31 protein-coding genes, 1 tRNA gene and 2 riboswitches are annotated in these 26,186 nt (G+C 32.4%); of the genes, 24 read left to right on the forward strand and 8 right to left on the reverse strand.

What is annotated here, in order from left to right; genetic code table 11:
* Window positions 1-52: 52 nt before the first annotated feature.
* Window positions 53-232: a helix-turn-helix domain-containing protein gene (locus ACWZFG_RS12135; RefSeq protein ID WP_455577697.1), complete on the reverse strand. Its 180-nt coding sequence runs from the start codon at window positions 230-232 to the stop codon at window positions 53-55.
* A 99-nt stretch (window positions 233-331) separates the two neighbouring features.
* Entirely contained in the window at window positions 332-511 is a 180-nt protein-coding gene (locus ACWZFG_RS12140) for a helix-turn-helix domain-containing protein (protein ID WP_455577698.1), read from the reverse strand.
* 471 nt (window positions 512-982) lie between these two features.
* Here ACWZFG_RS12140 and ACWZFG_RS12145 point away from each other — a divergent pair, with 471 nt between their 5' ends.
* The 13 genes from ACWZFG_RS12145 (at window position 983) to ACWZFG_RS12205 (ending at window position 9,195) form a co-directional block, all read left to right on the forward strand.
* Complete coding sequence (locus tag ACWZFG_RS12145) at window positions 983-1,174, forward strand: DNA-binding protein (protein ID WP_455577699.1); 192 nt, start codon at window positions 983-985, stop codon at window positions 1,172-1,174.
* Between the two features lie 57 nt (window positions 1,175-1,231).
* On the forward strand, window positions 1,232-2,353 hold the full coding sequence (locus ACWZFG_RS12150) for a DNA cytosine methyltransferase (protein ID WP_455577700.1): 1,122 nt from the start codon (window positions 1,232-1,234) through the stop codon (window positions 2,351-2,353).
* On the forward strand, window positions 2,344-3,426 hold the full coding sequence (dcm, locus tag ACWZFG_RS12155; RefSeq protein WP_455577701.1) for a DNA (cytosine-5-)-methyltransferase: 1,083 nt from the start codon (window positions 2,344-2,346) through the stop codon (window positions 3,424-3,426). Before ACWZFG_RS12150 ends, dcm begins: the two co-directional genes overlap by 10 nt.
* Before the next feature lie 5 nt (window positions 3,427-3,431).
* A complete protein-coding gene (locus tag ACWZFG_RS12160) occupies window positions 3,432-4,511 on the forward strand; it encodes a protein NO VEIN domain-containing protein (RefSeq protein ID WP_455577702.1) in 1,080 nt (359 codons plus the stop codon).
* 40 nt (window positions 4,512-4,551) lie between these two features.
* A complete protein-coding gene (locus ACWZFG_RS12165) occupies window positions 4,552-4,692 on the forward strand; it encodes a hypothetical protein (RefSeq protein ID WP_455577703.1) in 141 nt (46 codons plus the stop codon).
* 179 nt (window positions 4,693-4,871) lie between these two features.
* Window positions 4,872-5,483, forward strand: coding sequence for a RadC family protein (radC, locus tag ACWZFG_RS12170; RefSeq protein WP_455577704.1), 612 nt, complete (start codon window positions 4,872-4,874; stop codon window positions 5,481-5,483).
* Between the two features lie 96 nt (window positions 5,484-5,579).
* Window positions 5,580-6,701, forward strand: a complete 1,122-nt coding sequence (locus ACWZFG_RS12175) for a DUF932 domain-containing protein (protein WP_455577705.1) — start codon at window positions 5,580-5,582, stop codon at window positions 6,699-6,701.
* 14 nt (window positions 6,702-6,715) lie between these two features.
* The gene (locus tag ACWZFG_RS12180; protein WP_455577706.1) at window positions 6,716-7,042 is read left to right on the forward strand and encodes a hypothetical protein; all 327 of its coding nucleotides are present in this window, start codon (window positions 6,716-6,718) and stop codon (window positions 7,040-7,042) included.
* Window positions 7,043-7,109: 67 nt separating this feature from the next.
* A complete protein-coding gene (locus ACWZFG_RS12185) occupies window positions 7,110-7,697 on the forward strand; it encodes a hypothetical protein (protein WP_455577707.1) in 588 nt (195 codons plus the stop codon).
* 183 nt (window positions 7,698-7,880) lie between these two features.
* Entirely contained in the window at window positions 7,881-8,087 is a 207-nt protein-coding gene (locus tag ACWZFG_RS12190; RefSeq protein ID WP_455577776.1) for a helix-turn-helix domain-containing protein, read from the forward strand.
* A 75-nt stretch (window positions 8,088-8,162) separates the two neighbouring features.
* Entirely contained in the window at window positions 8,163-8,495 is a 333-nt protein-coding gene (locus ACWZFG_RS12195) for a hypothetical protein (protein WP_455577708.1), read from the forward strand.
* A 35-nt stretch (window positions 8,496-8,530) separates the two neighbouring features.
* On the forward strand, window positions 8,531-8,728 hold the full coding sequence (locus ACWZFG_RS12200; protein WP_455577709.1) for a hypothetical protein: 198 nt from the start codon (window positions 8,531-8,533) through the stop codon (window positions 8,726-8,728).
* Window positions 8,729-8,751: 23 nt separating this feature from the next.
* Window positions 8,752-9,195: a hypothetical protein gene (locus tag ACWZFG_RS12205; RefSeq protein WP_455577710.1), complete on the forward strand. Its 444-nt coding sequence runs from the start codon at window positions 8,752-8,754 to the stop codon at window positions 9,193-9,195.
* Window positions 9,196-9,436: 241 nt separating this feature from the next.
* On the opposite strand, the gene ACWZFG_RS12210 is transcribed toward ACWZFG_RS12205, so the two are convergent.
* Window positions 9,437-10,738 (reverse strand): helix-turn-helix domain-containing protein, encoded by a 1,302-nt coding sequence (locus ACWZFG_RS12210; RefSeq protein ID WP_455577711.1) that lies wholly within the window; start codon window positions 10,736-10,738, stop codon window positions 9,437-9,439.
* 134 nt (window positions 10,739-10,872) lie between these two features.
* Between ACWZFG_RS12210 and ACWZFG_RS12215 the strand changes: the two genes are divergently transcribed.
* The 6 genes from ACWZFG_RS12215 (at window position 10,873) to ACWZFG_RS12240 (ending at window position 15,280) form a co-directional block, all read left to right on the forward strand.
* The gene (locus ACWZFG_RS12215) at window positions 10,873-12,243 is read left to right on the forward strand and encodes a DNA primase family protein (RefSeq protein WP_455577712.1); all 1,371 of its coding nucleotides are present in this window, start codon (window positions 10,873-10,875) and stop codon (window positions 12,241-12,243) included.
* Between the two features lie 100 nt (window positions 12,244-12,343).
* On the forward strand, window positions 12,344-12,637 hold the full coding sequence (locus ACWZFG_RS12220; protein WP_455577713.1) for a hypothetical protein: 294 nt from the start codon (window positions 12,344-12,346) through the stop codon (window positions 12,635-12,637).
* Window positions 12,601-13,353 (forward strand): relaxase/mobilization nuclease domain-containing protein, encoded by a 753-nt coding sequence (locus ACWZFG_RS12225; RefSeq protein ID WP_455577714.1) that lies wholly within the window; start codon window positions 12,601-12,603, stop codon window positions 13,351-13,353. The genes ACWZFG_RS12220 and ACWZFG_RS12225 overlap by 37 nt, the downstream gene beginning before the upstream one ends.
* Before the next feature lie 2 nt (window positions 13,354-13,355).
* Complete coding sequence (locus ACWZFG_RS12230) at window positions 13,356-13,811, forward strand: hypothetical protein (protein ID WP_455577715.1); 456 nt, start codon at window positions 13,356-13,358, stop codon at window positions 13,809-13,811.
* A 32-nt stretch (window positions 13,812-13,843) separates the two neighbouring features.
* Window positions 13,844-14,047, forward strand: a complete 204-nt coding sequence (locus ACWZFG_RS12235) for a helix-turn-helix domain-containing protein (protein WP_455577777.1) — start codon at window positions 13,844-13,846, stop codon at window positions 14,045-14,047.
* Window positions 14,048-14,107: 60 nt separating this feature from the next.
* Complete coding sequence (locus ACWZFG_RS12240) at window positions 14,108-15,280, forward strand: tyrosine-type recombinase/integrase (protein ID WP_455577716.1); 1,173 nt, start codon at window positions 14,108-14,110, stop codon at window positions 15,278-15,280.
* A 141-nt stretch (window positions 15,281-15,421) separates the two neighbouring features.
* On the opposite strand, the gene ACWZFG_RS12245 is transcribed toward ACWZFG_RS12240, so the two are convergent.
* From ACWZFG_RS12245 to ACWZFG_RS12255, 3 genes are all read right to left on the reverse strand, one after another.
* A tRNA-Thr gene (locus tag ACWZFG_RS12245) sits at window positions 15,422-15,497 on the reverse strand.
* 232 nt (window positions 15,498-15,729) lie between these two features.
* The gene (locus tag ACWZFG_RS12250) at window positions 15,730-17,526 is read right to left on the reverse strand and encodes a sensor domain-containing diguanylate cyclase (RefSeq protein ID WP_455577717.1); all 1,797 of its coding nucleotides are present in this window, start codon (window positions 17,524-17,526) and stop codon (window positions 15,730-15,732) included.
* 103 nt (window positions 17,527-17,629) lie between these two features.
* Window positions 17,630-17,720: riboswitch (cyclic di-GMP riboswitch) on the reverse strand.
* A gap of 130 nt (window positions 17,721-17,850) precedes the next feature.
* Entirely contained in the window at window positions 17,851-19,152 is a 1,302-nt protein-coding gene (locus ACWZFG_RS12255; protein ID WP_177505155.1) for a DUF2157 domain-containing protein, read from the reverse strand.
* A gap of 386 nt (window positions 19,153-19,538) precedes the next feature.
* On the opposite strand from ACWZFG_RS12255, the gene trhA reads away from it, so the two are divergent.
* The 3 genes from trhA (at window position 19,539) to hydE (ending at window position 22,415) form a co-directional block, all read left to right on the forward strand.
* The gene (trhA, locus tag ACWZFG_RS12260) at window positions 19,539-20,183 is read left to right on the forward strand and encodes a PAQR family membrane homeostasis protein TrhA (protein ID WP_177505154.1); all 645 of its coding nucleotides are present in this window, start codon (window positions 19,539-19,541) and stop codon (window positions 20,181-20,183) included.
* Between the two features lie 56 nt (window positions 20,184-20,239).
* Window positions 20,240-20,341, forward strand: a riboswitch (SAM riboswitch).
* A gap of 75 nt (window positions 20,342-20,416) precedes the next feature.
* Window positions 20,417-21,355, forward strand: a complete 939-nt coding sequence (gene metA, locus ACWZFG_RS12265; RefSeq protein ID WP_177505153.1) for a homoserine O-acetyltransferase MetA — start codon at window positions 20,417-20,419, stop codon at window positions 21,353-21,355.
* A gap of 43 nt (window positions 21,356-21,398) precedes the next feature.
* Entirely contained in the window at window positions 21,399-22,415 is a 1,017-nt protein-coding gene (hydE, locus tag ACWZFG_RS12270; protein WP_455577718.1) for a [FeFe] hydrogenase H-cluster radical SAM maturase HydE, read from the forward strand.
* 192 nt (window positions 22,416-22,607) lie between these two features.
* Here the strand turns inward: hydE and ACWZFG_RS12275 are convergent, their stop codons facing one another.
* Together ACWZFG_RS12275 and mgsA are read right to left on the reverse strand one after the other, a co-directional pair.
* Window positions 22,608-22,889: an FGGY family carbohydrate kinase gene (locus ACWZFG_RS12275; protein WP_455577719.1), complete on the reverse strand. Its 282-nt coding sequence runs from the start codon at window positions 22,887-22,889 to the stop codon at window positions 22,608-22,610.
* A 175-nt stretch (window positions 22,890-23,064) separates the two neighbouring features.
* Window positions 23,065-23,433, reverse strand: coding sequence for a methylglyoxal synthase (mgsA, locus tag ACWZFG_RS12280; protein ID WP_147669577.1), 369 nt, complete (start codon window positions 23,431-23,433; stop codon window positions 23,065-23,067).
* A 152-nt stretch (window positions 23,434-23,585) separates the two neighbouring features.
* Here mgsA and ACWZFG_RS12285 point away from each other — a divergent pair, with 152 nt between their 5' ends.
* A complete protein-coding gene (locus ACWZFG_RS12285) occupies window positions 23,586-25,496 on the forward strand; it encodes a sigma 54-interacting transcriptional regulator (protein ID WP_177505150.1) in 1,911 nt (636 codons plus the stop codon).
* Window positions 25,497-25,511: 15 nt separating this feature from the next.
* Window positions 25,512-26,162, forward strand: a complete 651-nt coding sequence (gene trmB, locus ACWZFG_RS12290) for a tRNA (guanosine(46)-N7)-methyltransferase TrmB (RefSeq protein WP_455577720.1) — start codon at window positions 25,512-25,514, stop codon at window positions 26,160-26,162.
* Window positions 26,163-26,186: the final 24 nt, after the last annotated feature.

Consider the following 26,186-nt stretch of genomic DNA (forward strand, 5'->3'; position numbering starts at 1 on the left):
AAGTTTAAAATTTATTACATTTGCAAATATGAAATCCCAGTAGTCATTATGACTACTGGGATTTTTGTAAAATATATTCACTAACTGATTTTTTGGGAATCTTCCAGACTCGATTTATGCGAAAGCATTTTAGTTCGCCAGAATCTAATAATTTGTAAGCTGAATTTTTACCGATGTTTAGCATTTCAGTAAGATCTTCTACAGTTACTAAATCGTCATATTGTTCAAACATAATTAATTTACCTCCAGAATGATTTCTTAATATGATGTTAATAGCTATTTGAGAGATGAATTACGCATCATATTAAATTTAAAATAATCAAACCAAATCTTAATTATTTAATCTGGAGTTAGCATAACGATGAACAGATTCGGAAGATATCTTCCATGCTCTGCCGGCCTTAAATGCTTTTAATTCGCCACAATTTATTAATTGATAAATTATTTGACTGCTACAGCCTAAAAGACTTCCTGCATCAGATACATGCATTAATATCTGTTGATTATACATGATTACTCACCACCTAACATTGTTGTTTAATATTATGTTAGGTTATTTGGGGAGAAAATTAGTGGCTTATAATGATTTTGAATAAAATGTTTTTGTGAACAGGGGTTCGACTTCCCTTGTTGTATTACAGCCATCAATAAATCCATTATTAAAGCCAGTTGCATTAGCATGGAGAATTTCTTTCTTCTATTGCCATGTAATTTTTGACACTCGTTTAAATTCCTTAATAGACAGGTTCTCCTTTATATTGGTTTTAGTAGACTAATATTTTATCAGAAAACATTTATTATAGAGCCTGGTTGCGGATTTGTACTTGCAAAATGCTTGCAGTATATATATATATATATATATAATTTTATTTACAGAAATAAAGGCTAATGTATAATTTAACATAATGATTCTTTCTTTTGACATTATTCGTCCTATGGAATATAATGATGAATATAAATTATAGTTGAAAGGTTAAAGCATATGAAATATATAACAGCTAATCAAGCATCAAAAAAATGGAATATATCTCAACGTAGGGTGCAAATATTGTGTGCTCAAGATAGAATCAATGGTGTCTTTAAGTTAGGTGATACTTGGGCAATCCCAGATGACGCACCTAAGCCTAAAGACAATAGATTAAAAAATAATGCTGAGGTTAAAGCGAGTAAATAGAACTAATGTAACTAATTAAGAAAAAATAGTATTCAGCAAAAAATATAGGAGGATAATATGCAAAAGACGATGATAGACCTTTTTGCTGGGTGCGGCGGGTTGAGTATGGGACTAGAGCATGCAGGTTTTAAGGCAATATTTGCAAATGAAATTAATCCAATATGTGCAAATACATATAAATTGAATATTGATATTGACGAAGAAAATGTTTATGTTGGGGATATAAATGACTTATTAAAAGATATAGAATGTAAAAATAAAAAATTTGGTAATGTGGATTTAGTATCTGGTGGGCCACCTTGCCAAGGTTTTTCAATGGCTAATAGACAAAGAATAATAGATGACCCTAGAAATATCCTTTACAAATCCTATTTGAGGTTTCTAAAAATAGTTCAACCTAAATTTTTTATTATGGAGAACGTAAAAGGTATGGCGAATAAAATCGACGAAATTTTCGATGATTTTCACCAACTATTAGGAAATGAGTATGACATTGCATATAGAGTGCTTAATGCTAAAAATTATGGTGTTCCTCAAAATAGAGAAAGACTATTTATAATTGGCAACTGTGTGGGTATAAAGTCAAATGATATATTTGGCAATATTGAAAAGGGAAAATATTGTACTTATGTTCTTGCAGATGCTATATCTGACCTTCCTGCGCTAGGTATAAATATGTTTAAAAATAAATCATCTATAGAAAATGAACAAGTAGGTTATGCTGAAAGAAGATTTGTTTATCCGGAAAGTAATTTTTATCATTATATCAATAATGGAAAGTATGTAAACTATGTGTATAATCACAAGAATAGATATAATAATGAAAGAGACATTGATATATACACTCGATTGCCGCAAGGAGCTAATTCTTTGCATGAAAGCATAGCTGATATCATGCCATATAAATCAAGAAACCATATTTTTAAAGATAAATATTATAAGTTGAGATTGGATGATGTTTGCAAAACTATAACTTCACATATGAAATATGATTGTAATATGTATATTCATCCTACGCAATCTCGTGGGCTTTCAGCAAGAGAAGCTGCTAGGGTTCAAACATTTCCAGATGATTTCATTTTTACAGGTCCACAGAACAGCTGGTATTTACAAGTTGGCAATGCGGTTCCAGTAAAGCTTGCTAAAGTTATAGGTGAGGAGATTATAAAATGGTTATAAAGCATTTAGAATTATTTGCGGGGATAGGTGGCTTTAGACAGGCAATAGAAACGTTATGTAGAGATTTTAATATGAAATTTGAAAATATAGGTTTCTCAGAAATTGATAGCTACGCAACAAAAACATACAAAGCGAATTTTGAAACAGAAAATGAAGTTGAAATGGGAGATATTGTTTCGTTTGTTCAAGATAGGACAAACGTGCAAAGGTTAAAAGATTTTGATCTATTAACTGGTGGATTTCCCTGTCAATCCTTTAGTATGATGGGTAAGCAAAAGGGATTTAATGATATGAGAGGAAATGTATTCTTTCAAATATTAGAAATAATAAAAATTAAGAAACCTAAATATATTCTATTGGAAAACGTAAAAAATATTACTACTCACAATAAAGGGGAAACTCTAAAAATTATCATACAATCCTTAAAAGATGCTGGATATCCTTATGTGTATTATGATGTATTTAATACAAAAGAGTTTGCTTTAGCACAAACAAGAAATAGAGTTTATATTTTTGCAAGCAGAAAAAAACTTGCTGATAATTTTAAATTTGATTCATACAGTATTATTCATTCATTTAGTAAGATTAGAGAAATATCAACGGTAGTAAAACATAATACAACATATGATGTCTTGGATAAAAATGTAAATAGAAAGTATTATTTGTCAGAACTTATTAAGCCTACTATTTTGGCAGATGGTTCTAAAAATTTTAAGTCGAAATCTAAAATAGACCAATTAATTGCACGACCATTAACTGCTACAATGGCTAAAATGCATAGAGCTTGTCAAGATAATTACTTTAGCGATGATTTTATTGCTTGTGATAACAAAGAAGAATACTCAAAGAAAGAGTTTTCTAAAGATGAATTAATAAAAAAGGAAATCAGAAGATTAACTCCAAAAGAAGCTTTTTTACTTCAAGGATTTGATGAGAAATTCTTTGTAAAAGCGCGTGAGATAGGTGTTAGTGATTCTCAGTTATACAAACAGGCAGGTAACGCAGTTAGTGTAAATACGGTTTATGCAATACTATACTATTTAATTGTTGAAATTGGGATATTGGAGGATTAGCGTATATGTTTTTTGAATTACATAATGAAAAGAAAATTGGATATAAAAAATTATCATTAGCAGATTTAGGAATATCTTCAACATCACATCAAACGCATATTGGATTGGCTGAATCTGTATTAATGTTTTTATCTGATAGAGATACCGTAAGTGAAGATTCAATTTTTATTTATGAGGATAAGTTTGAGTATATAGATGCATACTTTGATAGAATTCAAAATCCAGATGGAACATTCAGAAGTCCTAAAATTAGGATTGGCGAGCGGGGATGTATTTCTATTGTTTCTGCAATTAGAGGAATTGCAAAATCATTTGATAGTAGTGTTCAGTGGTATCTTCTTTGGTTTGGATTAAAAAATTGTAAAATAGTTTTCTTTTTATTTAACGATAGCTCTTCTGATTACTTAGAATTTACAAAATTAGGGTTAAAACTAAATGTTCATGGAACCAAATCGATAGATGGTAACGATAGAATATACTCAGCATTAATGGCATATATTGAAGAAAAAATAAATAGTAATGGTATAGATGTTTTAAAAGAGCTGGAAATTATTACACAAACAAATAACATTATGCCTAATAAAAAATTTAGAGCGTATGATATTGAGAAAGCAAATGAAACTAATAAAAAAATTGGCAGAGAGGGTGAAGAATTTGTAAATTCATATTTTGAAAAATTGTATAAATCGGGGCAATTAATTTCTTATACATGGTATAACCAAGAACGTGAAAGTGGTTTTCCTTATGATTTTTCCATTCAAGATAACAATAATAATGTTATATATTTGGATGTTAAAACTACTGGATATGACTTTACACAGAAAATGATATTCAGTAGCCAAGAAATTGACTATATAGCTACGACGCGAAATCAATATTGTATTTATAGAGTATATAAGAGTAACAATGAAAAATATTCTATTCGTATATGTGATGATTGTAAAAGTTTATCCGTTAATATAAATCAATATACAAGAGTATATTCAGATGAATTAGAAGGGTTACAGGTGGGATTTAGAGGATCTAAATTGGCTATTGATCCCACTATAGGGGCGTTAAATTTTAAGAATGAAGTATTAATATAATACAGAATTAAAATGGTGTAGCCTATCCAAATATGAGATATTGAAAGACAAAGGGAAAGTATCTAGAAAAGTTGCTGATAATAAAGCAAAAGTAGAATATAATTACTTTAATAAAACAAAAGAAATCATTTCTGATTTTGATTGTGAAGTAAAAATGCTTTTACAAAAGGGAAAATCGTAATTAAGATTTGAAAAATAGTGTTTTGTTAAAGTTATATTTTTTCAATTATATATTATAATTATGAATAACTTGTAAACCTTCATATATAATGAAGAGCCCTTGCAAAGGAACATAGGAACATACATACAGGCACTAGCTAAATTAGCTAGTGCCTAATTTATTTTCGGGAGGTAAACAAAATGAAATCAAATCCACAAGACCTATCAGATGTAGAACTTCTAAGCAACTTCATACCAGGAGTTACAGCTAATCAGCTTATAGCTGAATACCAATCTTTATATGGGGCATTCATGAATACATCGCCTATAGATTTATCAATGGTAAAAGGATACGGAAAAAGTAAGTTATATAAAATAAATTGTATTAAAGAAATTCTATGCCGTATCCAAAAGCAAAAATCAGAATTAATAATTCAGATTAAAACTCCGCATGATGTTGCAGAGTATGCATGTGATATGGAAGATTTACAGCAGGAAGAATTTCGTATCCTTATGCTTAATATCAAAAATAAAATTATTGCAAAAAAGACTATTTCCAAGGGTACGATTAATGCTAGTCTAGTTTCTCCTAGAGAAGTATTTTCACCAGCAATTAAAATGATGGCAGGTAATATCATTTTAGTACATAACCATCCAAGTGGTGACCCAACGCCAAGCAAAGAAGATATAGAGGTCACAAAAGCAATTACAAAAGCAGGAGATATTATCAATATTAACGTTATTGACCATATTATTATTGGAAAAAGTACATATTGTAGTTTTAAAGAGCAAGGGTTATTAGAAAGCGAGTAAACAAATAAAAATAAGTTTACTCGCTATTTTTATGCTTATTTATCAACAAAGTTATTCAACTAATACACAAAATAGAATGAAAAGGTGGTTTTTACAATGAAACAAGGAAAAAGTTTAATTGAATTATGCAAAGAATTAGAACGTCAACGTATGGCAAGAAAAGATTATATTGCCGATACGCGCAGCCTTATGATTACTACGAATGAACGCGGTCAAAGCAAGTTAGATGTAGATTTAGGTGATTCTAATCAAATCTTTACCGTAAATGACTTGGCACATCAGCAAATTGCTAGTCGTCTACAAATTCCGTTCAAATATTATCAAAAGATGCAAGTCGAATACCCTTCTTTATTAGACGATAATGTTAACAGTTGGTTCAATAAAAATGGGGAACGTCGAATGATTCGGACTCTTGATGGAAATATCAGAGCGTTTCTATCTGACCGTTATAGAAGATTAGACAATTTAGAATTAGCCGAAGCTGTTTTACCGATTATCAAAGAAATGAAAGGTACAGATATCATTTCCGCAGATATTACCGATACGCATATGTATATCAAAGTAATCAATAAAAAGTTAAAAGCCGAAGTCGCTGTAAATGATATCGTTCAAGCAGGACTTGTAATAAGTAATAGTGAGGTTGGACTAGGTAGTTTAAAAGTAGAACCATTAATTTATCGCTTAGTTTGTAAAAATGGCCTTATCGTCAAAGATTATGCGCAAAAAAGATACCATGTTGGGCGGCAAATTGATAACGAAGAAAGTGCCTATGAAATTTTTAGTGATGAAACATTAGCAGCCGATGATAAAGCCTTCTTTATGAAAGTTCAAGATACCGTAAGATGTGCTGTAGACGAAGCAAAATTTATGCTATCTGTAGATAAATTTCGTCAAACCAAGCATGAGACTACTGGTAATGATCCAATTAAGACCGTAGAACTGTTAGCAGATAAATATATGATGAATCAAAATGAACGGGGAAGTATCTTAAGACATTTTATTATGGCAGGTGACAACTCAAGGTTTGGACTAATCAATGCTGTAACTAGAGCAAGCCAAGATATTGAAGACTATAACAGAGCTACAGAGTTAGAAAGACTGGGTGGTGAATTATTATCGTTACCAATAAAACAATTGCTTGGTGGTTCCAATAAGAATCATCCTATTAAAAATATAACGCCAAACAATAATTCCAACGTAATTGCATTAGCAAGATAAAGGAGAAGATAAAAATGTGTTATATTACAATGGTAATGACCTATAACGATGTGAAAGCAGAGCTTAAACAACATAAAGAAGCTATCTCAATTAATTTAAATAATACAAATAAAAATATGGAAGTAAGCATCACTTTAAATTATGGACAAATTAAAGAATTAGTTGATGAAATCTATGCTATGTTAGGGCATACGGATATTACAAAAATAGATACAGAGTATGTAGGTAGTATTGAAATAGAATCCAGCTATGACGATGAAGTAGCGTTAATTGAAAAAGAAGATTTTTGCCGACAAAAATATTTATCTTCTCAAGTAAAAGAAAAAAGTAAGATTGCGTAAAAAGCGGATAAAAAATTAACGCCTGTAACTTTAGTAGTTACAGGCTTTTGTATTGTGGGGGATAGTAATGCAAAAAATAGCGACTAAGTTAGTTAAAATTATGGACGAGCTTGCAGAGGGTGAGAAACAAAAAAGTAAGAATTACAGTAATTCTTTTGAATGCCCCAATGGGGATGTACTGGGGAAAATGAATAAATTATTAGTAAAATACAATGTTTATTCTAGTGCTAAATCCGAATTAATTAGCATGAAAGAAATAACGACAGTTGAGGAAAGCATTGAATATCTAGTAATGGTGAAAGTTGAAGTAATGCTAATAGATGCTGATAGTGGAGAAACAATTAATTTTTGGGGGCTTGGTAGCAGTCAAGATAGTAGTGACAAAGCCGTGACAAAAGCACAAATCGCAGGAATTAAGTCGGCGTTTATGATGGGATTTTTAATTATTAATGAAGATGTTAGTATTACTTACACCGATAAACCTGCTGCATCAAAGGATAAAACGGTATATAGAAATGGTACAGAGAAAGATTGTTTATGCCATGATTGTAAAGAAAAATTAACGGAAAAGGTATATAAATACTCGTTAAATAAATATGGTTTTCCCTTGTGTATGAAGTGCCAGAAAAGTAGAAAGGAAAGGCATGTTGCTTAGCATAAATGCCCAGTCGGCTTTTGACTGGGTGTTAAAATTTTATAAAGATTCATTATCTATGACTTTTCCTTCATCATCTATGAATTTAGTAGCAGTAAAATTATGAGATAATTTTTTATAGGGGGCTTTTGGCAGGAGGTGTTCTAGATTTTTGAATTTAGATATAAACAAATAGGTAGAAAAATTGCATACTATCGAAAATTGCGCAATTTAACACAAGAAGAATTATCGGAAAAAATTAATATTAGTAAAAGTTCTCTAGGGAAAATAGAATGTGGGTGCTATAACAATAGTGTTTCCTTAACACTGCTTATGTTAATTGCTGAAGGGTTGGATATAGATATTGATTTATTGGTGAAGTTTGATGTAAGAGAAAAAAACTTATTTTAAAAGTTTTTATAGGAAAAGTATTTCATAAGAAATAGGTCAAGTGGCAGAAAGATCTTTAACTGCTAGGAGAAAACAATGGACTTTTTAGGTATTTTATTTATTGGTGTAGCTGTTATTATAGGGAGTTTGGTATTTGGGGTATTAATGAAAAATAGCATTATTATAAATCCTAGTGGAATGGGATTTCTTAGTTGGTGGATGAGTTGTGTTGTTGGTACGGGGGTTGTGCTTTATCTCGTTGCATCAATGTTCTTTGGGGTGGTTTCATGGGCGATTAATTTCGTTACAGAGTATTATATTTATATTATAGGAGGCATTATAGTTCTTTTAGGTATTGGCTATTGGGGAAGTAAAGACTCCCAAGATCAAATAGTGGCCGAAAAACCAATAGAAGATAAGACAGAATAATTAAGTTAACTAAATTTATTTTGGAGGTATTTATAATGAAACTTATTTTATTAATTATTGTTGTTGGATTTAGTGCAAAGCTAATTTATACAGCGACGGCTTCAAAAGCTACAGGCCCTTGGAGTAAAGAAGTTCAGTTACTATGGAAAGGTAATACGTGCGGTTCACTTGGTAAGTTGCTTATATTAGGAGTTCCGATACTTTTAATTACAATTATTTTTGCAAAATTTTAGAAAAATAGAAGGAGTGGTTTGAGATGAAGAAATCTTTATTAAAAATGGCTGTGTGTTTTGTGGTGGTATTAACTTTGGTATCGGGTATAGGTATTACTACTAATAGTTCAGTAACTTATGCGTATGACAGGTATCTTAATGGTGATACAAACTATGTGCTTTTATATGGACATCAAGGCGTTTCCTATTACCTAGATTTAAGTTCTGTTGTAGCAAAGCAACAAGATAGTGTAGCGCATGCTTTTGCACAAAACGTTGTTACAGTGGCTGATGGGAATATTACAGATACAAAAACATATTGGTACTATCAAGCTAGGAACAGTGATGACGATTTTGAAGCATTTGTTAGCAATGACGGGAAAAATTGGAGAAGGTTTAAAGTTAATGATTTTACTGGTGCAATGGCAGTTGTTGTTACTGGTTTTAGATATGGTTTTGCTGAAGCATTTGGTTATGGATGGTCTTAAATAAAAAATGGGCTTTTACAAATAAAGATTAGATAAAGTTAAAATCCATGAATAAAGGCTTGTTTAAATTATTTTTAATTAATAAAGAACTAACATTATAATAAATACTAAAAGCAAATAGTATGGCGGGAGCCATACTATTTTTTCGTCGCTTTGTTTTGTGAAGTGAAAGTCTAACGCCTTTCACTTCACAAAACAAAGCGACGTTTCAATGTGACGGTAAATAGAAATTTTAAAAATGCTAGGATTTTTCATTATCTAGATTTTTCAATTCAAAATTATTTGCTAATTCATTAATATACTTTTGTAATTTTTTAAAGTCTTCATCAGTTAAAAAATTTTCTTTTTTAGTTATTAAATTTAATGTAGATTTACAAAGGTCTCTTCCACCATTGTATAAATCTAAATTAGTTTTATAAGGTGAAATTCTTGTAACAGGTGCAATCATAACATGTGAATTACTTCCTATAAATTCTATAGGGTGGGATGTGTCTGAAACTAAAAAATCAAATGTAATATTTAATGCTGAAGCTAATTTATTTATGGTATCTCGGTATATTTTTATAGGCTGTTCTGATTGTAAATAATCATCTTTTTTTAGATAATCATGTATTTTCTTACGACTTACTCCTGAAAATCGTTCTAATGATTGATTGTTTAAATTTCTTAATTCCATAAAGTGATTTAAATTGTGTCTAAACTTACTAAAATGCGTTGAATCTTTAAAATAGTAGTATCTATCTTTCTTTTTAAAGTTATCTTGATAGTAGCTAAATAATTCTGCTTCTGCAATTAGTGTAATGGAGGTATCGGAAAGGACTAATTGTTTATATAAATCAAAAAGAGAATTTATTTTGTCGGTAATCTCTATTCGCTCTTTATGAAAATCATGTTTCTCTTGGAATAATTTTATTTCAGCTCTTTTTGTTTCAATGTACTTTTTAATTTTTTTCCTATTATTGAGTATTGTCAAATCGCTAAGATCCGTATTGAATTCCCTAAAAGAAAAAAGTATGTTAAACCAATATAAAAATTGAATAGGAAGAAATAATTGTAATGTATCTATATTAGTACTTAATGAAGTATCTCTTTTTATAAAAGGAATTAATTGATTTTCTTTAATAGAAATACGTTCTTTTTCTTTTTCTAAATTAGCAAATGAATAAAAATTTTTTTGCAATTTAGCGTTGATGGTCCGATTTTCGTAATTATTATCCATTAATATTTCAAGTTTATCTACATCAAACCTAGCTATAACACAATATAAAAATGTTTGTAAATTCATTATTATTTCGTCAAATTTTGTATATAGTTTATAGTTATCACCTAATAGAGAATTATAACTTTTTTCCATATCCGCACTATAAAATTTCATGTTATAAAAGCACTTCATAAAAAACATTAAATCCTTATTAGTTGTTTTTTCAAGATATGCTATATTATTTTGGCAAATTTTATCACTGCAAGATTTATATACAGAATTATTATTCCAAGATTCACAAAAAGAAAGTAGTTTTATTAAAGATTCTTTAGTTAGTGTCATATGTTTTACATCTCCTGCTAATTAGATTTATATGTGAGTACCCTATGGGTAGCCGCAAATAATTATATAGTACTGTAAGAATAAGCTGCTAAAATAAAATCATTCCGGAAAATTCAAAGCTAAATGGAGGTTTTATGTTGGTAATACATATTGAAAATTGTATTGATGATAAAGGAAAGTTTATAAAAAACAAAATACTTCAGGAGTTAATAGAATTAGATTGCTTTAGATCTGATGGTGAAAAACTTTATTTTCATGCAGACAATAAACATTATTGGCAAGATATAACAGAATACGCTAATACAAAAATAAAATCGTTATTGCCATCAGCTCAATATCAATCGCAATTATCATCAAGAATGACAGAAAGTATAGTTAAGGATTTGATAGAACATCCTGTACTTCAAGTTGATTTTAAAGAAAATAATCAACTTATTAATCTGATTAATGGAGTGTATTCTTTAATGGATAAAAAGTTAAATGAATATAAAAAAGAGTATTATTTTCGATATCAGCTCAATTTTGAGTATATTGAAAATAAAATAAAAATTCAAGAAGATGCACCAAATTTTTATCGGTTTCTACAATCATCGCTTAATGTGGAAAATGATGTCCTAAAAGAAAAGATGTTATTACAAATTATGGGGTATTGTATATCTCCTTTAAGTGGTGCAAAGAAAATGTTCTTCTTCGTAGGTTTGCCTAATACAGGCAAATCATTAATATTAAATTTAATTGAGTATGCAGTTGGAAAAGACAATAGATCTATTATTGGTATTCATGAAATTAGTGAAAGATTTAAATTGTTTAAACTAACTAATTCTATAGTAAACCTATCCCATGAAGTTCGCAATGCAAATATTAAATCATTAGATATTTTAAAAAAGATGGTGGCAAATGAACCAATTTTGGTTGAGCAAAAAGGAAAAGATCCTAAAGAAATTACGGTGAAGACTAAATTGGTGTTTTGTGCTAATTCAATGCCGAAATTAGGTGAATATGATAATCAAGGAATTAGTGAACGTCTATGTGTTTTATTATTTAATAAAAAAATAGATGTAAATAACCGGGATATTGGATTATTAGAAAAAATGAAAAAAGAAGTAAATGTCATTTTTTCTGTAGCATTGAAATCTTTAAACAGCCTTATAGACAATCAGATGGTTTTCAAGCAACCAAAAGAATCGAAAGCTTTTATTGAGCAATATCAAGCTGATCAAGATTCATTAAAATTATTTATTGAGGATTGTTGTGAAATAGAGAATGATTTGAAAATCCATAAATGTGACTTTATGAAATTTTATCATATATATTGTCGTAAAAATATTTTAGAAACAATTGCAGATAGGATGATAAAACAATTGCTTTTGGAGAATTATCCTTCAATAACAGTAGACCGCTTTAGGGTCAATGGGAGTGGATCTCTATATGGTTTTAAAGGAATTGGATTAAAACAAAGTCTTTGTAATGAGAGTTTAGAAAATAAATCTGAACGACGCGTTTGACGCGATAATTATTTAGATTATGATTTATAAATTTAAGGTCTTAAGAGGATTAGTAATACATCTACTCAGGATACCGAAATGTAATACGGAGGTTTTATTTATGGGAATGAAACAAAATTCTGTTAAATTAGAGGAAGAGTTTTTAGCTAAATTGCAACCAATTATAGATGATTATTACAATGGAGATAAAAGTGCATGTATTAGAAGCGCCTTGGCGGAATTAATTGATAATCGACAAAAAAAAATAAATAATGTTCCGAAAGAAATCATTTATGCAATAGAATTCATTTTAAATTTAGTGCTAAATAGTAATTTAGAAAAAAATAAACGGCTTTTAGAGAAGGAGATTTTAAGGTTATGGGATATGGTAAACGGCAAGCAATTTTTAGAATGATTAATTATAAAGAAACTAATGAAGCGAGTTTTAATAAATCATTAAAATATATTACTCGGAAAGAAAGTTCTTCTCCCGAGTATCAAAAAAATTTTAATATAGGCTTGGATAATTCATGGCGTGGTATAGAAGTCATAAATAATAGATGGAATCCAAAAGGAACTCGTCTTTATAAGCATGGTATATTTTCATTTGGCAAACCAAATTTAGACCCTAAAAAAGCAATGCAAGTTACGGATGAAATATTAGCTTTTTATAGTGATAGATATCCTATAATTTATTCTATACATACGAATATTCCAAGGAGAATTCATTCGCATTTTATTATGGGAATGGTTGATATTCGTACTGGTAAAAAGTTTAATCAGAGTATACAAGAATTAAATGCTTTTAAAAAGCATTTTAACGAAGTTGTCACATCTTATGGATTACCTGCCTTAAAAAATTATGTAAATATTTCGCTTCCTAAAAATTTTGTTGAAGGTAAAAATACAGAAGCTATTAATTGTGATGAGCCGTTGAATAAATTGGATATAGTTAGCAACTGTGAAAATAGATTTTATCCTGAGCAAACAATAATTTTGCCAACATGCAATTATAATCAAATGGGAAAAGCTGAACAGGCGATTAATGGTAATCTTGATTTAATTACATTAACTAATGAGTGTAATAAAAATATGTATGAATGGTACCTAAGAGGGAAAGGGGTAATGTAAATATGAACGGTTATTATAACAATAATTTTGGTGGCTATGTACAACAAGGCAATGCAGTATATGTAATTAATATTGCTGAAATTTTACGTGCTCAAACCGAAGGTATGATAGCGGCTTATCAAATGGGTTTACAAGAGAGACTGTTAAATCAACAACAAAATTGTATAAACCAAGAACCAATAAATGCTGTATTACAACCAGTAGCAACAGGGTATTACGCAGTATTCAATGAAGGTTCATGTGGGATTTTTGTAGATGTAGAAAAATTAAGTCAGAGTAAAAAGTATGGGGTGAATTGGACGGAGCAGTTATTTGATAATGTTCAAGATGCGGAAAATTATCTTAGAAATGAAATGACAAAAATTAATGGACTTTATGCGAATTTATTACCAAAAAATTTTGATACTAACTGGATGTATTATGCAAAAAATAATTTTCAAAGATGTACAAGCTATTAATTTTATAAAAGAAAAGGAGTTGGTTTATCGTGATGATTCTTACGGAAAAAAAATTGGCCCAAAAATTAGGATTATCCTATTGGACTATCAGAGGATGGCGATTGCAATTGGGACTTCCTCATATAAAAACAGCTGGGCGAATTTTCTATCGATTAGAATCTGTTGAAAAATGGATGGAAGAGGAAGAACAAGCAAATCGGCAAGAAGTAACGGAAAGTAAATCAAAAATTATATAATTTTAAATGGAGTACGTGATACGAAACCACGTACTCCATTATTTTAAAGGAGAGGATAATATGCCATCAAAAATTAAAAAAAGAAGCAATAATACATATTTGCTTACAGTTGCAGGTGGATATGACAATCAGGGAAAACAAAAGTCTTATACAAAAACGATTCGTGCAACAAGTGATCGGGAAGCGGAAAAAGAGTATATTGTTTTTGCAGCAGCAATTCAAAGAGGAGAAATCATTACTACAAAAAAGCTGAAATTAGTAGATTTTGCTTGGCAGTGGTATCATGATTATTGCGAAAAAAATTTAGCGCCCAAAACGCAACAGACGTATAAAAATTATTTGGAACAGAGAATTATTCCTTTACTTGGTCATTTGGATTTAAATAAGTTGAACCCACGCCATATTATTCGTTTTATCAATGAAATGAAAGAGCATGGAAAACGATTAGATGGCAAAGAAGGTAATATATCTGATGAAACAATTCGATATTGTTTTCGGGTACTATCATCAATGTTAAAAGATGCTGTACAGTGGCAGGTAATACCTTCCAGTCCTTGTGGAAGAGTAAAACCACCGAAGGTGGCAAAACATCAAGCAGCTGTTTTAAATGAAGAAGAGACACGAATGATGCTAAATTGTTTGGAAAATGAACCGATAAAGTATCAAGCAATTATTATTATTGCGGTTTCTACGGGAATGCGGTTGGGTGAAATCATGGGTTTGCAATGGTCTGATATTGATTTTAGTGTAGATACATTAACTGTAAGTAGAACAAATCAGGTTATAAAAGGAAAAGGTATTATAACGAAAAGTCCTAAAAACGATTCATCAGCAAGAAGTTTAACTTTGCCAAAGCGAACGATTGAAATTTTAAAGCGATATAAAAAGTGGCAAAATGAACAACGATTGTTATTAGGAAATCTATGGAATGATAGTGATTGGATATTTACAACGTGGAACGGAACTTCTATGTATCCCACAACTCCATCTAAGTGGTTTAGGGAGTTTTTAAAGCGAAATAAGCTACCGCATATTCCGTTTCATGGATTAAGGCATACATCAGCGACCTTACTTATCGCTCAAGGTGCACCGTTAAAAAATATCAGCAGTCGGTTGGGACATGCTGATATTAGAACGACAGGAAACATATATGGACATGCTTTACAATCGGTTGATCGAAAATTAGCGGATACAATGGATGTAATATTAGGTGATGTTGCCGATAAAAAATAGAATAAAATTTGTTTAATGATTGCCATTCATTGTGCATATTTTGCAGTATTTTTAAGCGATAAGGGACAAATAAGGGACAAAACATGCTTATTTAGCAAAACAAAAAGGCTTCCGAAACACTCGGAAGCCTTGATTTACCTATGGAGCTGATAATAGGATTCGAACCTACGACCTGCTCATTACGAATGAGCTGCTCTACCAACTGAGCTATATCAGCAATTACAATATATATTTTATTCCTGTTCTCATAAAATGTCAACTATAATGGGACATCACTTAAACCAATAGATAAAATTTATATCAATAAATCCATTATATACATACTCATTAAAAGTGAAAACGAGAAGTAGAACGATAATCATTGTATATAGAAGATTTAGGGGGTCGGATAAATATTTTTTCAAGGCAGGCAACTCCTATTATGCTTTAAATGATCTGGGAGAGAAAAGCTAGAAGCTCATTTTATCTCTGGCAAGAAAATAATCAATATTGTCCTGTGAATCAAATACGGAAAAACTGTTTTTCCCGCTGTGCTTAGTGCTATAAAGTGCTTTATCCGCATTATTGAGAAGTTCAACATAGGTCATTCCATCATTTGGATAAAGGGAAATGCCAATGCTGCAAGAGATTGAGAGTGGCTGCATTTCTTTATAGCAAGTATCTCTAAAGATGCGGCTAATGGTAGATGCTTTAGCTTGAATATCTCTCATTGATTGGATACTCCCCATAAAGACAACAAACTCATCTCCACCAATGCGACCTACAATATCTTCCTTACCAAATAAGGATTTCAATTGTGTTGTTACTTGCATTAGAACTTCATCACCAAATAAATGTCCGCAAGTATCATTAATTGCTTTAAAATCATCAATGTCAATAATCATTAATGCATGATTTTGTTTCTGTGAATGTGTGGCGATGTAACGGTCAATTAATTCCTGAGTTGTAGCTTTATTATACAAGTTTGTTAAAGAGTCACTTTGTGATTTTTGCCGTAAATACTCTAATTGTTTTTTTTGTGAATCAATATTAATAATTTTCCCAATCACTCGAATTGGGATATTGTCATCAGAATAAATCGTTTTTCCTTTAATATTACACCAGATGTAATGATTATTTTCGCCTAAAAGCCTAAGTTCGGCAAGCAGAGTCGATTTTCCAGATTGTAAATCGGAACAAAAACTTTTTAAAATTGACTTATCATCTGGATGGATAAGCGGAAGATTGAAAATATTATCAGAAAAGTTCGGAATAATTGGAGTGCAGGGATAAGCATTATTATCTTGTTTTGTATGCACTAGAGTGTCTGTAATGATGTTGTAATCAAAGACTGTATCATTAGTTAGTTCTGTTGCAACGCGATAGCGTTCATTTTCTAATTGCCATTGATTTTCCGCTTTTTTTAGGTTTGTAATATCCATTAATACGCAAGGGAAAATTGCTTCATTGTTAGCATTGTATTTTAGATGCCCAGTAGCTCTAAGCCAAAGATATGAGCCGTCTTTTTTACAGATTTTCATTTCAAAAGTAAGTTGTTTATTCTCTTTAATTTGTTCTTTAATGACGTAACGTTGTTGTTCAATGGTATCTGGAGCAATAAAATAAATAGATTTATTCTTGTAAATAGCCGAAACTTCATCTTGGGAATACCCAATCGTTTTATAGTAGCGATCATTTGCATACAGGATTGTTAAATCATCATCAAATTTAAAAGTTGCAACGCCACCACTAATATTATTTGTGATAGTTTCGATATCCGCTTCAGCTTGTTTTAAACGCTGATTTGATTCCACGTAGCTTGTAATATCTTCCATCAAACAACAAAAAAATTTTTCTTGCAATGAGTAAGAAATGATGCTTTTTATCCATATAATATTAAGTTTTCTATGACGCAACCGAAAGTTGATCTCGATATTTTGATTGGTTGATTTTGCTTCAATAAATGCTGATAGGACTTTAGGTCTATCATTGGTGTGGATTAATTCAGCAAATTGGTTGTTGAATTTAAGAAGAATATCTTCGGGGGTATAAACAGTCAAAGACAGAAGTCCATCCGAGGGTTGTAAAGTTAAAGATAAATCATCACTAATTCTTTGACAGTATAGCCCCATGTCTTTTTGGATATTTGATAATTCATCTTTCGCGGACTCTAATCTCTCTATTTCTTTGCTCTTCCTATATAGGAGAAAAATCAAAGCTACTAAGATGAATGTGGATAAATATTTAAATATCGCAACATTTTCCATAGCCCAACCTCTTTTACTGGTTTTAATAATAAAAAATAAAAGGCATTATCAAAAGATAATGCCTGCAAATGCTAGCGAGAAACATTAAAACATGTTCCTAAATAAATGCAACTCAGCCGTCGTCATACAATAACATGTATATTAGACCCGTAGCTTTGCGTCCTAATCTTTCGAAAAGTTTGCCCGTTTATTTAATTATATTAAACCCTCTTCATTCTGTGTTTATACTCGTAGGACTATTATACTAGGGAAAAACACAAAAAGCAATGGATTTAGTGGTAAAAAACATAAAAACATGGATTTATATGGTTAATTACCATTGAATTATTTTGTTTTTGAGGAAAAAGATGTTTTACCTTCAATATTTTTCTTTTGTCTTATCATCTGGAAATTTATTAAAATAAATATGAACCCAATGATAATAAATGCGATGCCTCGATTCCAGAAACTAATTGTAGAATCAAAGAATTTTGCTGTTACTAGAAAACTAACTAAAAGCATACCCATATTTAATAGAGCAGAATTTGCTTGACGAAATCCTTTTTCCATTAATAAAAGTCCAATTGCCAACAAATAAATACTAGCTAAAGAAACCGAATAAATTTCTTGCATTGTAAATACTGCGAGAAGACAGGCAGTGATAATTATAATAGGTGAGGCTAAAAGAAGTTTTGTTAATAAATTGCTGCTGACTTGGAAGAGTTTATAACTAAATCCTAAAGATAATATGCTGAGGATTAGAATAATAGACCATACTGGATTTGTGAAATTTTGAGGAACGTTTTGCCAACATATTGAAAAAACAAGTGAATAGCAGGAAGTGATGAGCCCAAAAACACCAATGGTTGTTAATGGGCGGCGAGATACGGCTGTCTTTACTTCGAGGTGACTACCGATAACAAAAAGAAAGCAGAAAAACAAAGTTAAACATTGCATCATTAAATCGTTGAAATATTTTTCAAAGGTAAGAATAAATGCAGCTAATGAATTAATTACGATTAACCAAGCTAAAGGGGTTGAGGAAATGATCATATTTTTATCAAAGTGACGATAAATTGGAATAAGCAGTATGATAAATAACCAAACGCTGATCGCTTGGGGTGTACTGAAATTATCAATGAGCCAAATCATGTTGAGAATGCTATATAAAATAGCCGGTGAAACGGTTCTGGTTAGATATGCAAGTGGTAAAATTAAAAACATCCAGATGAGTAGTACTGTATCCAGGTGTAGTGCAATTTCATAATTTTGCCCAACGAGAGAGATTGAAGCGCCAATCATTAAAGATTGGAAGGCGGCTAATGATTCCTTATAGGTATTTGTTAGTTTATTGTAAACGATTCCGAGAAACATTGCGATTTGAGAAATGAATAACAGTCCTACTGCGATTGAAAGTCTAGATGCCCGAGTTAGGTTATCCCAATTATAGGCTAAAACAAGGAGCAACCCAAGCCCGATAAAGATAACGCCAATGAAAGTTACAATACGATTGAACTTATCGTCATTTTCCTCTTGTTCAATATCATAATGTTTAAGGATATTTTGCGCTGTATCTGATGAAATTATTTTTTTATCTATTAATATGGGAACTTGTGATTTTAGCCATTCATAATGCGACTGATTCATGAGTGATTACCTCCAATAGATATAGCTTAACAACTATTTTTTCGCTATTGTTTTTTAGTTTCCTTTAATTTTATGAAGGTAATGATTGTAATAGTAGCAAAAAAGCGTCTGGGTTCATAGTATACAGTAGCTAAGAGCTGCATTATCTTTCAAGGAGGCGTTTTATTATGGGCTTTAATGGCGGTGGAAATTGCTATTGGGTTTGGTTTATTATTATCGTTATAATATTGTTATGCTGCTGTTGTGGCGGCGGCTGGGGCTGCTAAAGAATAGAGAGCTAGCTCAAAAAGAAACAGTATTCGGCTTGGATTTCAAGCCGAATACTGTTTCAATTTTTTTATAAGGGAGGTATAATATATATCATAAATAAATTATTTGGAGGTAGCATGTTAAGAGCAAAATGTGAGGAGCTAATTAATGCCATTACGCATGGTGTTGGAGCTGTATTATCTGTAGCTGCTTTGATTGCAATGATTGTTGTTGCGGGTAACTATGGTGGTTTGTGGCACTTAGTAAGTGGTACGATTTATGGAGTATCTTTAATTTTATTGTATTTAGCATCTACTTTGTATCATAGTTTTACCAATGAGAAAAAGAAAGCTTTCTTTAAATTCCTTGATCACTCTGCAATCTATGTGCTAATTGCGGGAAATTATACACCCTTTGCATTAATTCCACTTCATGGGACTTTAGGTTGGATTGTTTTTGGACTTATGTGGGGACTAGCTGTGACAGGAATTATTTTTAAAGCTTTCTTTGTGAAACGCTTTAAAATCTTCTCGACGGTTTGTTACCTTTTAATGGGGTGGTTTGCTTTAATCATTATTCGCCCATTAATGGAAAGTGTACCGATTGAGACGATTTATTGGTTAGTTGCTGGTGGACTTGCTTACACTGCAGGTGCAGGCTTTTATCTGGCAAAACGAGTTCCTTATAATCATGCGATTTGGCATATGTTTGTTCTGGCTGGAAGTGCGATGCATTTTATCGCTGTTATTGGCTATGTTTTACCTTTATCAATTACAAGATAATATCATTGACGAGCGGTTTAGATTGTGGTAATATATTCATCAAAAATTAAATAAATTTCTTATCAAGAGAGGTTGAGGGACTGGCCCGATGAAACCCAGCAACCGGCACGTGGTGCAGTGGTGCTAATTCCAGCAGGAGAATTCCTGAAAGATGAGATTGTGTGGCAATAAAAGTCCCTTTCTCTGAGAAAGGGACTTGATTTTTTATACGAGAATAAAGGAGTGTTTTAGTTATGCCAATTAAGATTCCCAATAATTTACCGGCGACAAGTATTTTAGAAAAGGAAAATATTTTTGTGATGTATGATGATAGAGCGTACAGTCAGGATATTCGTCCATTAAAAATTTTAATTTTAAACTTAATGCCGATAAAATCTGTAACTGAAACACAATTATTACGGCTTTTAGGAAATTCTCCGCTTCAAGTAGAAGTTGATTTTATTTATACTGCAAGCTATACACCACAAAATACATCCCAAGAGCATTTGACGCAATTCTATGGGACTTTTGCTGATGTAAAGCATAAAAATTATGATGGTTTTATTATTACCGGCGCTCCGGTAGAACAAATGGACTTTGAGGAAGTTGACTATTGGGAAGAAGTCTGTGGGATTATGGAATGGAGTAAAACGCATGCATATTCGACATTTCATATTTGTTGGGGCTCACAGGCGGGATTATACTATCATTATGGAATTAAAAAGTATCCGGTAAGCCCCAAGGTGTTTGGCGTATATAAACATAAGAGAAATGTAGATTACGAGCCATTATTTAGAGGCTTTGATGATGAGTTTTATGTGCCTCATTCCAGGCATACTGAAGTTCGCAAAGAAGACATTGAAAAAATTCCGGAACTTACAATCCTTTCTGAGGCAGAAGGAGAAGCAGGAATTTATGCAGTGGCAAATCTGGAGAAACGGCAGTTTTTTATTACAGGTCATGCCGAATATGATCCAATGACGCTAAAAGCGGAATATGATCGCGATATTAAAGCTGGAATGGATATGCATATTCCATGCAATTATTATCCGAATAACGATCCGACGCAAGTGCCATTAGTAAAATGGCGCAGCGTAGCTAATCTATTGTTTGGAAACTGGTTAAATTATTATGTATATCAAGAAACACCATTTGACTTAACGAAACTTTTCTATAATAATGGAATTGGCTAATTATATTTAAATTGGCCAATGATGCAGTCATGGAGATGAAAACATGAATTTAATCGAAAAAGTGATGCAAAGCCAGCAGTTAAATAAAGCGGAAATAGTAGAGATTCTTTTAGGTGATTATAGCGGACTTGCAAATGCCGCAGATGCTGTACGGAAAAGGTACGTTGGCGATGAAGTGCATTTACGTGGTCTGATTGAGTTCTCTAACCACTGTAAGCAGAATTGCTGTTACTGTGGATTAAGATGTGCAAATAGAGAGGTAGATCGGTATCGATTATCTCCAGAAGAAATTGTTGCGGAAGCAAAATTGGCAAAGGAGTTAGGATATAGAACGATTGTAATGCAATCTGGTGAAGATGACAGCTTTTCAGTAGATAAAATGACAGCGATATTAAAGCAGATAAAAGCAATGGATGTAGCGATAACCCTTAGCATTGGCGAGAAAACTTATGAAGAATATAAAGCTTATAAAGAGGCTGGTGCTGATCGTTATTTACTTCGCATTGAGACGACAGATCAATCGTTATATCATAAATTGAATCCAGGAATGCGCTTTGAAAATCGTGTGCGTTGTTTGGAAGATTTGCAAAGGCTTGGGTATGAAGTTGGTTCAGGTTGTTTAATTGGATTGCCAGGACAAACGCTAGAATCCATCGCAGAGGATATTTTGTTTTTTAAAGAATTTCCTTTAGATATGGTTGGACTAGGGCCGTTCATACCAAATCCTGCAACGCCGCTGGCTGATTGTGAAAGTGGCAATTTGGAATTGAGTCTAAAAGTGATTGCACTCATTCGTTTGTTAATGCCAGACATTAATATTCCAGCAACGACAGCAATGGAAACATTGGATAAGACAGCAAGATTCCGCGCATTGCAAGGTGGTGCAAATGTCATCATGCCAAATGTTACCTCTTTATCATATAGAAAAAAATATCAGCTCTATCCAGGGAAAAGCGGCATAGATGATACACCGCAAAAGAGCAGAGCGGTAATTTGTGAAAAGGTGTTGGCTCTTGGTAGGAAAATTTCCGAAGGATATGGCTTTAGAAAAAATAAATAGAGGTGACTTAGTCACCTCTATTTATTTTAGCCCTTTGAAAAGAGACGAATTGCTTTTTCCCATTGATTACATAATGTTTGGCGATGATCTGATGATATTTTTGGTTCAAAACAACGGTCTAATTGCCATTGGCTTGAAAGCTGTTCTAATGAATCCCATAGCCAATTGCTAGACTGGCTAAATAAGCTGTACCTAAGCAGGTATTTTCAACGGAATTGGCAATTTCGATACCAAATTTTTCGAAAAACGTTCTATGATATTTAAGTTACGGCGATCTTGCCAATCGATTGCATTGCCGAAAGAAATTCCCGTGGTTTTGTTCCAGAAGATAATAGTATCACGTTGATTCGTAATTCCAATAGCACCAAAAGTTTTCGTGGTTGCCCCCATTCTTGTTAGAGTGGGGGAATCAAAAGATATAAATGATACTTTTGTTGGTGGATATGAGCTATCAACTCTAAACGTTAATCTCATATTAATAATTCAAGTAGAATATTGAATTTAGTTAACATAAAATTTAAATTCAAATAAAAAAGAAACCGTAGCCTAGTTTTTTACACTAAGAACAGTTCCTTTTTGTATTTATAAAAACAAAGTTACATTTTCTGTGGAAAAAATGTACAAACTAAGGTAGAATGTAAAATATGAATTATTCGTTGAAATATTGAAGAAGAATATGTGCAGAATTTGCATTGGTAGCAAGTGGAATTCTATGTACATCGCAAATTCTAAGGAGGGCATTGATATCAGGTTCGTGTGGTTGTGCTGTGAGCGGGTCGCGAAGGAAGATTACTAAGTCGACTTGCTCAGTTGCAACTAATGCACCGATTTGTTGGTCTCCGCCGAGGGGACCAGACATAAGTGAAGTTATTTCTAAACCACATTTTTCTCCTATTAATCGTCCTGTTGTTGCTGTTGCAATTAATTTATAATTAGACAGCATTTCCTTATGTGCATTGACGAATTCAAGCATTTCTTCTTTTTTGCGATCGTGAGCAATTAAAGCTATTGTTTTCATAATAAACACCTGTCCTATCTTTTTAAAATTTCCCAATTACAAGTTCAAGTATATAGTATTTTACTGGATTGGTAAACAACATATTAGAAGTATTAATTAAATGTTAACAAAGCACAACGAAATAGAATGACTATAGGAGGTAGAAGTAAAAAATGATTAGAGAGCAACGGAGCAGAAACAAATTAGAGAATTACTATCATAAGTATATAGAGGAGGGGATTATTGATCCTAATGTACACCCTTGGGTTGCAGAGTCTTGGCAAAAAAGTAAAATGCATAATGTAGATACGAAAACAATGCCGCTCGGCGTAAGCTTGTCAAGTGAGGCCTTGAAAGAGCATCAGGAACATCATAAAAATGCAATTTCTTATTTAGAAGAATTAACGAAGGAAATTCATGAGTTCTTCCAAATGTATAATTTGAGCTTGCTTTTAAGTGATTCGGATTGCTATGTATTAAAAAGTTATTCTTTACCGTTTTATCAAAAAACACCGGGAGAAATTGAGGGTGTTCGCGTCGGGGTAGCGGATATTGGGACATCTAGTATCAGTATAGTGCATGAACATAAGACCCCATTTTTATTATTCGGGCCGGAAATGTGGATTGAAGAATGTCAGCAAGGTGATGCGTGTTCAGCACCCGTAATTGTAAATGGAGAGTTGCAGTACATATTGACATTGGTTTCTGTAGACCAAGAGATGTTACCGCATAATGCTGTTGTATCTTTGATGTTGACGATGAAATACGCAATGGAAAAACATTTGAGCGCATCACTTAGAATTAAGGCGGAAGAAGCAATCTTAGATGCGACACCATTTGCTGTATATCATGTGATGCCGGGAGGGGAAATTGCGTATGCAAATAAGCTTGGGCTTAGCCGTTTAGAAGGCATTGGTGGTAAACATGTGAACGAGCATCCGATTAATTTGAATGATGTAGTATTAAATTATCGTCATACACCGATATACAAAGGATTTAATGGCGTACCATCATACAATAAAGAGGTTACTTGGATTACACAGGCGAAAACATATGAAGATATTACAACTGTTGTTCCGTTAGAGCGCGATAGTGATCAAACGGTAAATAGTGTTGTTGCTGTGTCTATGCCAATTGAAGATTTGCGCACGCTTGTCGCACATGCAGCTGGTTATACAGCGCGGTATAATCTTGCCTCTATGGTTGGTGAAGGATCAACTTTTGCTACAACTAAAGACAAAGCGGCGCGCATTGCGAGAAATCATAACCATATCCTATTGCAAGGGGAATCTGGAACGGGGAAACAGCGCATGGCGCATGGGATTCATCAAGCAAGCTCTAGGGCTGCAGGACCATTGATTTCTGTTCGGTGCGGTGATTTAGCGCCTGAACTCTTAGAGCAAGAATTATTTGGTGTATCAACGAGTGCTGAAATTAGTCATCCGGGCAAGTTGGAACTTGCGAACGGCGGTACGCTGTTTATGGATGAAATAGAAAAATTGCCGATGGCATTGACTGCTTCCTTGGCGAAGGCCTTGACTACGCAGAAAATGCACCGTATTGGTGAAACTGTAGAGCGTCCAATTGATGTTAGAATTATCAGTGCATGTGATAGTGATTTAAAACGATTGACAGAACGCGGAGCGTTTGATCATCAACTCTATGAAATTATTTCTAAAAGTGTGATTCGTGTACCTTCATTAAGAAGTCGTCGTGAAGATATTCCACAGTTGGCTAAACATATTGTTTGTGAGTTAGCTGCGCAGCATCAAATTGAAGAAAAGGTTATTTTACCAGAGACTGCAGAAGTATTAAAAGATTATGACTGGCCAGGCAACATTAAACAATTGCAGGGTGTGATTGAATATGCCTTCTTTAATACGAAGAGCAATGAAATCAGACCGGAAGATATCAATCTTATGGGAGATATTAAACCAGATAACAGCTGGAAAGAAGATAAGGACGTCTTTGTAAAGGCTTGGCAGGCTGCGGGCGGAAATGTAAGCAGATTAGCGAACTTACTCAGCGTTAGCCGAGTGACTTTATACAGATACTTGAAAAAATACGGTTTAGAAAAATCATAATAGCGGAGGAAGCAGATGCGTTTAAGAAAGAAACCTTGGATAGAAGAAGCAATTTTAGAATTTAGTGATTTTTTATATACAGAGACTGCACAAATCGAACAGATCAAAAAAGGTGAATGGGCAAAAGAATTTGGGAGACAAGCTCCGTTATATGTAGAACTTGGTACGGGAAAAGGGCGCTTTATTACACAGATGGCAGCGCGTTATCCAGAAGTTAATTTTATCGGTATTGAAGTGCAGAAAGATGTAATTTATTATGCTGGTTTGAAAGCGAAAGAATTGGGACTGAAAAACTTGAAACTACTTCGTTTCGATATTAATAATATCAGTGAATTGTTTGCTGAGCATGAAGTGGATCGATTTTTTATTAATTTTTGTGATCCGTGGCCAAAAGCGCGTCATGCAAAGCGTCGCTTAACGCATGTTAGCTTCTTAGAAAAATATCGTCATTTATTAGCGCCTAAAGGGCAACTGTTCTTTAAAACCGATAACAGGCCATTGTTTGATTTTTCGCTAGAACAATTTGAGGAAGCTGGCTTGAAGGTAAATAATCTAACTTATGATTTGCATAATAGTGGAATGGAAGACAATATTATGACGGAGTATGAGAAGAAATTCAGTGGCCTTGGCGAAAAAATTAATCGTTGTGAAGTTTCTTTTGAATAGGTGAATTTTTTGAAACCCTTGCAT

The organism is Anaerosinus sp. (assembly GCF_965318445.1).